The sequence below is a fragment of the Pseudoalteromonas sp. 2CM28B genome, from assembly GCF_023161935.1.
This window is the reverse complement of sequence record NZ_JALNTH010000055.1, coordinates 1-11,342: the sequence shown is the minus strand read 5'-3', so window position 1 is coordinate 11,342 and position 11,342 is coordinate 1. Positions and strand designations below refer to the sequence as shown.

At 39.3% G+C, this 11,342-nt stretch carries 11 protein-coding genes; 9 read left to right on the top strand and 2 right to left on the bottom strand.

Translation table 11 applies throughout. The features are described from left to right. Positions 1-52 precede the first annotated feature (52 nt). The 3 genes from MTN96_RS34085 (at position 53) to MTN96_RS34075 (ending at position 2,713) form a co-directional block, all read left to right on the top strand. Positions 53-607 carry an isochorismatase family protein gene (locus MTN96_RS34085; protein ID WP_036983839.1) on the top strand — a complete coding sequence of 185 codons (555 nt, stop codon included), beginning with the start codon at positions 53-55 and terminating at the stop codon, positions 605-607. Positions 608-738: 131 nt separating this feature from the next. Next, positions 739-2,205, top strand: a complete 1,467-nt coding sequence (locus MTN96_RS34080) for a methyl-accepting chemotaxis protein (RefSeq protein WP_248534424.1) — start codon at positions 739-741, stop codon at positions 2,203-2,205. Then, positions 2,189-2,713 carry a DUF6436 domain-containing protein gene (locus MTN96_RS34075; protein WP_248473459.1) on the top strand — a complete coding sequence of 175 codons (525 nt, stop codon included), beginning with the start codon at positions 2,189-2,191 and terminating at the stop codon, positions 2,711-2,713. Before MTN96_RS34080 ends, MTN96_RS34075 begins: the two co-directional genes overlap by 17 nt. A 106-nt stretch (positions 2,714-2,819) precedes the next feature. Here the strand turns inward: MTN96_RS34075 and MTN96_RS34070 are convergent, their stop codons facing one another. Further along, entirely contained in the window at positions 2,820-3,377 is a 558-nt protein-coding gene (locus MTN96_RS34070; protein WP_069440178.1) for a TMEM165/GDT1 family protein, read from the bottom strand. Between the two features lie 364 nt (positions 3,378-3,741). On the opposite strand from MTN96_RS34070, the gene MTN96_RS34065 reads away from it, so the two are divergent. Further along, positions 3,742-4,053, top strand: a complete 312-nt coding sequence (locus MTN96_RS34065) for a hypothetical protein (protein WP_013463090.1) — start codon at positions 3,742-3,744, stop codon at positions 4,051-4,053. A gap of 102 nt (positions 4,054-4,155) precedes the next feature. Here MTN96_RS34065 and MTN96_RS34060 read toward each other — a convergent pair whose 3' ends face one another. Further along, positions 4,156-5,685, bottom strand: coding sequence for a methyl-accepting chemotaxis protein (locus MTN96_RS34060; RefSeq protein WP_248534421.1), 1,530 nt, complete (start codon positions 5,683-5,685; stop codon positions 4,156-4,158). Between the two features lie 419 nt (positions 5,686-6,104). Here MTN96_RS34060 and MTN96_RS34055 point away from each other — a divergent pair, with 419 nt between their 5' ends. Genes MTN96_RS34055 through arsJ form a run of 5 tightly spaced genes read left to right on the top strand, consistent with a single transcriptional unit; the run spans position 6,105 to position 10,654 of the window. Beyond that, positions 6,105-6,866, top strand: a complete 762-nt coding sequence (locus MTN96_RS34055) for a metalloregulator ArsR/SmtB family transcription factor (protein WP_036983845.1) — start codon at positions 6,105-6,107, stop codon at positions 6,864-6,866. Positions 6,867-6,877: 11 nt separating this feature from the next. Continuing rightward, the gene (gene arsB / locus MTN96_RS34050; protein WP_248534419.1) at positions 6,878-7,897 is read left to right on the top strand and encodes an ACR3 family arsenite efflux transporter; all 1,020 of its coding nucleotides are present in this window, start codon (positions 6,878-6,880) and stop codon (positions 7,895-7,897) included. Positions 7,898-7,913: 16 nt separating this feature from the next. After that, positions 7,914-8,417 (top strand): dual specificity protein phosphatase family protein, encoded by a 504-nt coding sequence (locus tag MTN96_RS34045; RefSeq protein ID WP_069440175.1) that lies wholly within the window; start codon positions 7,914-7,916, stop codon positions 8,415-8,417. 2 nt (positions 8,418-8,419) lie between these two features. Next, positions 8,420-9,430, top strand: coding sequence for an ArsJ-associated glyceraldehyde-3-phosphate dehydrogenase (locus MTN96_RS34040; RefSeq protein WP_036983848.1), 1,011 nt, complete (start codon positions 8,420-8,422; stop codon positions 9,428-9,430). A gap of 9 nt (positions 9,431-9,439) precedes the next feature. Further along, entirely contained in the window at positions 9,440-10,654 is a 1,215-nt protein-coding gene (arsJ, locus tag MTN96_RS34035) for an organoarsenical effux MFS transporter ArsJ (RefSeq protein ID WP_248534417.1), read from the top strand. Positions 10,655-11,342 lie beyond the last annotated feature (688 nt).

Genomic DNA, 11,342 nt, shown 5'->3' with positions numbered 1-11,342 from the left:
GTTTTTGTTGATGTGTTACAAGGTTAATTTGATTATAACGTAAGGACATAGTATGAATTACGCAGGAAATATTAAAGCAGAGCACAGTTTACTTTTAGTTATCGACTTACAAAGTAAGTTAGCACCAGCGATTGCTTCGTTTAACGACACGCTAGATTGTGCTCTGCAGTTAGCAAAAGCAAGTGCTATTCATCAAATTCCTTCAATAATTACAGAACATTATAAAAAAGGACTAGGTGAAAGTGATGAGAAAATAAAATCTGCGTTACCTAATGCACACTATTTTGAAAAAATTAACTTTAGTGCCTGTGTGCAAGAGGGGTTTTTAGATACTCTTGCGCAGTTAAAGCGCCCGCACATAGTTGTTATTGGCACTGAAGCGCACGTTTGTGTGTTACAAACATGCTTAGATTTATTGCAGCAGGGTTATGCGGTCACTGTGGCAGCTGATGCAGTAGCATCAAGAAACACAGAGCACAAAGCTATTGCACTAGAACAGCTTCGTCAAGCCGGTGCTATAGTGTCTTGCGTAGAGACCATCATATTTCAATGGACAACAAAAGCAGGGACGTCTACCTTTAAACAAATACTACCAATTGTTAAGTAGCGCATTAAAAACGGTTTTAAATCAAATAATTTGAACTTTTGTTTGATTTAAAATAATAAACAGCGAGCTGTTTTGAGTTCAGGTAACGGCTGAACGTGTTTAATTTAGAACACAATTAATTTAAGGTTTTTATGTCTAGTGTAAGTCGGTTATTTACAATTATTTTTAGTCTTTTGTTTATTGAGTCTATAGGTATTGGTCTTTATTTTGGCACCCTGACAGAAGCATTTCTTGTCGGCTTACCGTTATGTTTGCTCCCCATTTGGCTTTTAAAAACCCAACCTGATAGCAAAATGACCCCGCATGTTGTTGCGGCTGCAATTATGATGTTTTCATTTTTACATATTCAACAAGCCTATGGCCTTATTGAAGTGCATTTCGAAATATTCATTTTCTTAGCCATGCTAATAATGTTCATACAGTGGCGAGTGTTTATTACCGCTATTGTGTTTGTAGCTATACACCATTTATCTTTTTACTACCTGCAAACACAAAATACTGGTTTTTACGTATTTGATCCAGACCGACTCGCTTTTTCAACTGTGCTTATTCACGCAGCGTATGCCATTGTGGAAGCGATTGTGGCCGGTTTTATTGCTAAAACACTGCAGCTTGAACGCCGTGCTGGTTTATCGTTAAGCTATGCCACAGAGCAAATAATGCAAGATCCAAATCAAGTTAAGCTTTCTATGCGAGCAGATGACACAACAAGCAAAGCGGTAGTTGGTTTTAATACTTTACTTGAGTACTTATCAGATGTGATTAAGCAAGTTCAAGTACAGTCTGACTCTTTAAAAAATAACTCTAAAGAACTTATTCATGTTCATGATGAGTTAGCCAATAGCGCGCAGCAACGAAACGCGCAAACAGATGATATTGCTAATTCAGGCTCACAAGTTGCGCATGGCTTTAAGTTAGTTGAACAAGAAAGCGATACTTTAAAACAACAAGTTAATAGTATTACTGAATCAGCCAATGTTGCGCTGGAAGAAGTATCACAAACCGACAGAAAAAGCACCGAGCTACTCACCTTGTTAACAAATACTGAAGAGCAGTTGAGCCATTTAGTGGCCGCTGGCGATGTTATTACTAGCTTACTCAATGAGATTTCAGGCATAGCCGACCAAACTAATTTATTAGCCCTTAATGCTGCAATAGAGGCCGCACGAGCGGGGGAGCATGGCAGAGGGTTTGCTGTTGTTGCCGATGAAGTACGCTCGCTTGCAAATAGCAGCCAAGCAACAACAACCAAAATAGCGTCTACGCTTACTGATCTGGTAAATAATAGTCGCACGTCAACTCAATCTATGAATCAATGTGTAGAATTTGTGGTTGATTTAACAAAAATAAGCGCAACGATGAAAGAAAAAATTTCGTCAATGAGTGATCAAATTCAAGCGGTATCTGCCAGTACTAACTCAGTCGCTCAAGTGGTTGCCGAGCAGGCTGGAAATACAGAGCAAATAGCAATGAGTACAGATCAAATGCGCCAAAATCAGTATCAAGAGACTAAAATAGTTGAGCAGTTAACGGCTAAAGTACAGCTGATAGACGTAAGTATTGATGTATTAGAGCAAAGTATTGCAAAATTTAAGTAAGTCTCGTTATTTCACCATTAGCTTAATTTGTATATGGCTTGCTTTTGTTGTGTCGGCACTTGTTTACTTTCAGCTAGGGCAGCTAAAGCCCTTTGATGAGGGTAATATGCTTAAACAACAAAACTGGTTTTCGCAATTTAAAAACCAAGTATTGTGGCAAAACAAAGACAGTGCTCAACTTGTGATTATTACGCAAGAAAATTGCGGCTGTACAATTCAAGCACAGCCTCATTTATCAGCCCTGCAACGCTTTGCTACAAGCCAAGGCGTTGAAGTGCAAAATTTTGTATTAAATAATGAGTTAAAGTCAGTGATCCCTGCCACACCTGCCGCCGTTTTAATTGATAAAAATGGTGAGTTTGTTTATGCAGGGCCTTTATCTGAAGGGCTGGCATGCTCTCAAGGTAGTGGCTTTGTGGAAACCGTTATTAGTAATTTACAGGCCGGATTTAACTCATCATTATTAATAGCGGATACAAAAGGCTGCTATTGTGTAAATAACGCCTAAATCATATACCCTTATATAAAAAGCGCTTACAACTAACTTGTATAAAAGTAGGTAAGCGCTTTTTATTGTTTAACGATTAAAGAGTGATTTAAACGTTATTTAATCATTATATAGCCACTAAACCATAAATACCCAACAGTACAAAAACACTGGCTGCTATCGCTCTTACGGTATTTAATGGAATTCTTTTTAGTAACGCCTTACCGGCATAAATAACAGGGACATTGGCAATTAACATGCCTACTGTAGTACCCACCGTAACCCAAAGTACTGATTGATATTGTGCACCGAGCAACACGGTTGCAATTTGTGTTTTGTCCCCAATTTCAGCAATAAAAAATAAGATTAAGGCCACTAAAAATGCACCATAGCGGTCGTATTTATGGCTCACTTCTTCATCTTTATCTGGAATAAGTAGCCACAGCCCTACCACAATAAAGCTTATATTGACTATCCAAGGTAAGTATTCGACGGCAAAGTTCCCGCTTAGCCAATCACCAAACCATGCAGATAAACCATGATTAATAATAGTAGCAGCGAGAATGCCTAAAATAAGTGCAATTTTATTATGAAAGCGAGCAGCTAATAGTAAAGATAAAAGCTGGGTTTTATCGCCTATTTCAGCAAGGGCAACAGTGACGGTAGAGGTTAAAAAAATATCCATTAATATAATCTTCAGGCGGGAATACTAAACCAAGGCAAACAGCTATCTCCCGCCATGAGGATAGTGTCTACCTAGGTCTCGCCGATAACGCTTGCTACAACATTACAAACTTACCATGCATATGAGATGCAATTATGTTGATAAGTTTACTCATTACTGAGCGGGCTACTCCCCTAAGAGGGAAGCGATTATTCCACAAAGTTTAAAGCAGGTAAATATATGCGGGTAACTTTTAAATTTAAAAGGTGGCTTTGTGGCGTTAGTGCACAAATAAACTTGCTTTTGGCTATCAAGTTAGCTGTAATAATAAACAGAAGGAAGTTGAACAATTTGAAATTATATGAACGTGTAAAGGAATTTAAATATGCAATCAACTGTCGTTAAATCAACAATGGCAACCATTCAAAATGGAGTTATGAAAGCGGACGGAAAGTTTTGGATTACGCAAACCGACTTAAATTTTGAACCTTTTAATGAAAAATTAGGGTTAGAACCATATACAATTGCCCGTGATACAATTTTAAAAGTGGTTGAATGTAAAGGCAAAGGCGCAGGCCTTGTTCCAATAACAGCTGATGCGATAGAGGTTTTCACGCAAGATGGCAGCTCGTATCAGTTTATACTCTCAAACCCCAGTGATTGGATAAATATATTGTCAAATCAAACTAGTGCTTAAAGTAACAAGCATGCCATCATTTAATCATTGTAAATGATTGAATGATGGCAAATGATTTTTTCATTTAGGTATCAGCTGCAATATGCGGCAAAATGAAAGTACCTAAACTTTAAATACATTAACTTGCCCTTGTAGCATTGCCGCAAGCTGTGCGAGTTCCTGCGATGCCTGTGCATTTTGCTGTGAGTTTTCGCTAACCGACGTGATACTCGCGCTAAACTCATTAATATTACTGCTTAGCTCATTTGCGACCATTTTTTGCTCCTGTGTTGCGGTTGATATTTGAGTATTCATATCTGCAATTTCAGTAACTTCACGGTTAATTTCGCTGAGCACCTGCGAAGAATAATTAGCATGGTCAACACTCTCTTTAGCGCTGCTTTCAGCGTTACCCATGGCATTAACAGCTTGCTGAGCCATGCCTTGTCGTTTAGTGATCATTTCATTAATGCTAGCAGTTGCCTTTTGAGTATTGTGGGCAAGTTGCCTTACTTCATCGGCTACAACGGCAAAACCACGACCAGAATCGCCAGCTCTTGCTGCTTCAATAGCTGCATTTAAAGCTAACAAGTTAGTTTGCTCAGCAACGCTTTGAATCATCATAACAACTTGGTTTATATCATTGGTTTGTGTATTTAGATCTGTAATGAGCTGCGTATTAGTATTAACCAAAGTTGAAAGCGTATTTATTGACTCGATATTATCAGCAACAGCTTGTTGCCCTTGACCTGCCTTAATGTCGGCACTTGTTACCTTGTCTGAGGTTGTTTGCGCGTTTTGAGCAACTTGTTCTATTGCACTGCTCATTTGAGTAATTGCAGTTGCAATCATAGCTGATTGTTGCTCTTGCTGCGTTGCTGAACTGGCAACCTGAATACTAATAGAGTTCATTTCTTCAGCTGCAGAGGCAAGTGTCAGTGTTGCGCCTGCCATATCTTTTACTAAACCTTGGATCCGAAGTAGCATATCATTAAAGTTAGATGCGGTATCTGCAATCTCATCCTTACCTTGAACCTCAGCACTAGCTGTTAAATCAGCATTGGTCGCAATGTGCGTTATGGTATCGCGTAATGACATTAATGGGTTTTGTATCGAAGAATAAATAAAGTAAGCAACAATCAGTAACAGTAAAATCAATATCGCGATTATCACACTCATTATCAATTTTATAAATTGATAATTCTCATCAGCTTTAACTTTAAAATCACTTGCTTCTTTAAGTTGTAAATCAATTAAAGCTTGGTAGCTGGCACTCAGCGGATCAAATAATTGGTAAAGCTCATAAACAAATTGCTTTTGTGGGATTAATAAAAACTCACCACTATTAATACTTACAATTAAATTTTTCAAGTGCGTAAGCACAGGCTGTAGTTTACTTTCAACATTATCTACTAAGCGCTTTTCTTCAGCTGTTAGCTGTGTGCTCAGGTAGGCTTTCCATTCATTATCAGCCGTATTTCTAGCATCATTAATATTCGCTAAAAGCGCTGATTTGGTAATAGACTCAGCACGATACTTGTGAAGTAAGTCAACAATATTTACAGCGTAATCATCAGACACATGTTTAATTTGCTTAAGTGGTACGACACGATCGTCGTATAAACTATCAATCCCTGCTACTAACCTTCCCATTATTTGCAAGACGCCAAGCAAGTTATGTTTTGATTGAAGTTCCGCTTAGCGCTGTGAGTTAAACCATTCTATGCAACACACAGCTTAAATCGCTGCGCAGGTGTTTCGTATTCTAGTATTTTTCGCGAACTCTCATTGCCAAGGTGATTATGGATCGCATGGCTTCGCTACTTATCTGATCTACGTCAAAAGGGAGGTTGGTTAAGCCGAAGGCGCCACCCAATAGAGTTTCTAAGCATCAATTTAATAATGAAAAACTTACTCAAAGAAGGCGTTCATTAAACTTTAATGAAAAAATGATTGAGCACAGACTGACAGTATCGTTCAAACAATATTCCTATTAATTTCTTTTTTAATGATTACTATCGCGCTTACTGTATAATTAATTTATTATATAACCAATTTGTTATGGAGTGGTTATGAAAGTTCTATTTTTATGCACTGAAAACTCGGCTAGATCTATCATGGCCGAGGCGTTGTTAAAACATCATGGTAAAGGTGAGTACGAGGTTTACAGTGCTGGTACTGAGCCAAATAATGTGGACAGCCGAACGCTGTCAGCTATTGAACACTTTGGGTTGCGTACCGATGGTTTACGCTCAAAACACCTTGATGAAGTTAGCAATATCCATTTTGATTTTGTTATTACCCTGTGTGATAAAGCGGCAAAAGAGTGCGATAGCCGAGTTAATGGCACTAATTGCCTTGCATGGGATTTTCCTGAGCCTCGCTCCCGCAAAGAAGCCAATCCGTTTGAAAAAACACTACAAGAGCTAAATGAACGGCTCAAAATGTTTTTGCTAACAAAAGAAAAGCAAAAACTAGCGCCAATCACACCAACTACTTTTTACAAAGCGCTAGCTGATGATATTCGTTTGAAAAGTCTATTAATTATTGCTGTTGAGGGTGAAGCTTGTGTTTGTGAGCTAATGACTGCTCTGAGTGAAGAGAGCCAACCTAAAGTTTCTCGTCACTTAGCACAACTCAGAAAAACGGGCATTTTATCCGATAGAAAACACCAGCAATGGGTTTTTTATTCGATAAATCCAACACTACCAGAGTGGATGAAGCAAACTATTACATCAACGGTAGTGAATGATCCCATTTTCATTGAACAAGAGCTAGCCAGATTAAATGCGATGGGTGATCGTCCCACGCGTGTAGCAAGCTGCTGTAACTAGGGAGTATTGTTATGGGAATTTTTGAACGCTATTTATCTGTTTGGGTCGCTATATCAATTGCTGCAGGTGTCTCATTGGGGGTTATTTACCCGCCGTTTTTTGAAGCAATCGCAGAGCTCGAAGTGGCGCATGTTAATATCGTCGTTGCCATCTTCATTTGGGTAATGATCTACCCAATGATGGTACAAATAGATTTCTCAACAATTAAAGAGGTGGGTAAAAATCCACAAGGACTGGTGTTAACTTTAGTGATTAACTGGCTTATCAAACCATTTTCTATGGCTGCATTGGGTTGGCTTTTCTTCGAAGGATTGTTTGCCGACTTTGTTTCGCCAGAAACCGCGCAAGAATACATCGCAGGAATGATTTTACTTGGCGTAGCGCCATGTACAGCAATGGTATTTGTCTGGTCCCAACTTACTAAAGGTGACGCAAACTACACCTTGGTTCAGGTATCGGTTAACGACATTATCATGATTTTTGCTTTCGCCCCACTTGCAGGATTACTGCTGGGGGTATCGGATATTCATGTGCCGTGGGGAACTTTGTTTACCTCTGTTGTGTTGTACGTATTACTGCCTTTAATTGCAGGGATATTGACCAGAAAGCACCTAAATGCCTCAGGTCGTGATGAAACAACTATCACAACCTTGTTAGAAAAGTTAAAACCATTTTCTGTCATTGGTTTACTAGCCACAGTTATACTGTTGTTCGGCTTTCAAGCTAACACTATTTTAGAGCAACCACTCAATATTTTGCTAATCGCGATTCCGCTGGTTATTCAAACTTATGGCATTTTCATCATTGCCTATTTTATTGCGCTAAAAATCAAGCTTAAACATAACATTGCAGCTCCATCGTGCTTAATTGGTACATCAAATTTCTTTGAGTTAGCTGTAGCTGTAGCTATTTCTCTTTTTGGCCTCCATTCCGGTGCAGCACTGGCTACAGTCGTTGGTGTACTTGTAGAGGTGCCTGTGATGCTATCTCTTGTTGCCATAGTTAACAGAACAAAACATTGGTTTAACTAATAATTAGAGGATCTTTATGCAAACTCACCCATTTGACAAACTGACACTTGATAACGGCGCTAGCTTTATTTTCACGCCATGCCCAGGAACGAAAGACGTAGACTTAACGACATCAGTAAAGCAATTGAAAGGTGCAGGAGCGCAAGCGATTGTCACTTTAATGTATGATATAGAAATAAAGAAAAACGAGGCCGAAACACTTCCTCAAGTTTGTAACGAACAAGGCATAAAATGGTTTCAGTTACCTATTTTAGATGATGATGCGCCTAGTGATGACTTTGCAACGGCGTTCAGATCTCACCTTGATGATGTGTTAGTTATTTTGCGTAATCAGGGCACGATAGCTGTGCACTGTAAAGGCGGTTCAGGTCGCACGGGCTTAGTGATTGGCATACTGATGTATGAGCTAGGTTACAACAAGACAAGTATTATTAATCAAGTACAGAAAGTACGCCCTAAGGCGCTTTCTAACCCTGTGCAACTTTCATTTTTTAATGAATATCAAAAAGTAGGAGTTTAACCATGACAATTAAAATTGGTATTAACGGTTTTGGCCGCATGGGCCGATTAACGCTTAGAGCAGCCTTTGGTTGGCAAAACATTGAGTTTGTGCAAATCAACGATCCTGCTGGCAACGCAGAAACACTGGCACACCTATTAAAATACGATTCAGTGCATGGCACTTGGTCACATGATGTATCTAATGATGACAACAATGTGATAATCAACGGTCAAGCTATTCGGGTCACTCAAAATAAAGTAATTAATGATACGGATTGGTCTGAATGTGATGTCGTCATTGAAGCATCAGGTAAAATGAAAAAAATCGATCTGCTGCAAGCCTACTTAGATCAGGGTGTTAAGAAAGTAGTGGTCACTGCACCAGTGAAAGAAGAAGGCGTACTCAATGTGGTGATGGGGGTTAACGACCACCTTTATAATGCTGAACAGCATGCCATTGTAACAGCTGCGTCTTGCACCACAAATTGCTTAGCACCAGTGATAAAAGTATTACAGGATAAAATCGGTATCAAACATGGTTCAATGACAACCATCCACGATATAACTAATACTCAAACGATTTTAGATGCACCGCATAAAGATTTACGTAGAGCGCGTGCCTGTGGCATGAGCCTTATTCCAACCACTACAGGCTCAGCAACGGCTATTACCCATATTTTCCCTGAACTAAAAGGCAAGCTAAATGGTCATGCCGTTCGCGTACCACTGGCAAATGCATCAATAACTGATTGTGTATTTGAAGTGGAACGTCCAACAACTGAAGCTGAAATTAACGCTTGGCTGAAAGAAGCGGCTGAAGGCGAGCTAAAAGGTATTTTGGGCTATGAAGAAAAGCCGCTAGTGTCAATTGATTATAAAACTGACCCGCGTTCAAGCATTATCGATGCGCTATCAACAATGGTCGTCAACACCACTCAGGTTAAGCTGTATACATGGTATGACAACGAGTGGGGATACGCCAATAGAACAGCTGAGCTTACTCGTAAAGTGGGTCTATCAATAAAAGGGTAAAGTGACACTATGAAGCGCTTGGCATCATTATCAGACGATATTAAACAATACCTCGTGGTCACAGGCAATTATTGGGCATTTACCTTAACGGATGGCGCACTACGTATGTTAGTAGTGCTTCATTTCCATGCTTTAGGTTATAGCCCGCTTAGTATTGCTATGCTGTTTTTGTTTTATGAAATCTTTGGTGTTGTAACCAACTTGATTGGCGGCTTCTTAGGTGCTCGTTTAGGGCTAAATAAAACCATGAACATTGGTTTGGCTATTCAAATTGTTGCCTTGCTCATGCTAGCTGTTCCCTCTGAATGGTTAACAGTTGTATATGTAATGATTGCCCAAGCGCTTTCTGGTATTGCCAAAGACTTAAATAAAATGAGTGCTAAAAGTGCTATCAAGTCGTTGGTTACCGATGGGCAAGAAGGCACGCTTTTCAAATGGGTGGCAATATTAACAGGCTCTAAAAATGCTTTAAAAGGTGTGGGCTTTTTCTTAGGTGGTTTACTGTTAACCTTATTATCGTTTAAAGGTGCAATGCTGCTGATGACGGGTGGTTTAGCACTTGTATGGTGTTACAGCCTTTACGCTTTAAAAAGTGATTTAGGAAAAGCGAAGAGCAAACCTAAGTTCACCGATATATTCTCAAAAAGTTGTTCAATTAACCTCTTGTCGGCTGCACGACTATTCTTATTTGGTGCGCGTGATGTCTGGTTTGTGGTTGCACTGCCCGTATTTTTGTCGCAAGCCTTTAATTGGGATCATTGGACGGTAGGCGGCTTCTTGGCACTATGGGTGATTGGTTACGGTTTCGTACAATCTATCGCACCTAAGGTAATGAATCTCAAAGAAGGGTTTTCGCCTGCTATAGAAACAACCAAATGGGCGAGTTTACTGGCACTGGTTACATTAGGTATAGCCTTATCCCTGTATTTTAATTGGCAAGTAAAAACAGTGCTCATTGCTGGTTTAATGTTGTTTGGTGTACTGTTCGCTATTAATTCATCGCTGCACAGTTATTTGATTGTTAGCATGGCCGATGCCGACGGTGTTTCTCTCGATGTTGGCTTTTACTATATGGCTAATGCGATGGGGCGTTTGATTGGTACAGTATTGTCAGGCTGGATTTTCCAGCTATATGGATTAGCGGCTTGTTTAGCGATATCGTTTGTATTTATTGCACTGGCTGGGATTTTCTCAACAAAGTTACCAACAACTGCAACTAAATAAGCATATAGCTGATTTAATAACTATCCTATGGCACTCATCCGTCAGGGATAGTTAACCACTCCATGATGGTAATAAGCTTTTAGCTTAATGGTTGTATTGTGACACAAAACTACTGCTTTTCTATAATAAGTGAACGTATAAATTAGCTCAAAGGCACCTATAAAGTATTTACCCTAAAGCGTTTTAGGCAGAAACGAGTTATACCGCATGATTGAAATTGGCACTGAGCCGAACCTCGGCTGTTTGGCGATAAGCAGTCAGTCGGGTTTCTTTGTTTGACGTGAAGTTTTATCCGTATGGCTATTAGCGTATTGGCGTTTTTTCAATCCATTCTTAAAATTTATTTTGTTGTTATTTTTGAGTAGTTTCGTTTATAACATGATATTTTTTAAAGATAACTACTGGCGAATCTTAATCCCTTAATGAAAGCTAATGCCGGACCACAGATAAGGAAATAGGTATAAAATGGACACTATTTTGGAATAGTTTGTTTGCTAAATTAAATGTTTGCGTGTTGATAAAGTTGACCCTCCTGAAACAGAAGGCTACCACGAGTTTGTTATCACGAATGCCTAACAAGAGGCTGTGGTGGGCGTTACCAATGTCTGCTTATGGCACAGACTGTGTGAAAACTCTGATCACCTTTTGGTCTAAGTATGTTCTGCTTATGATCTATTAATCTATACAT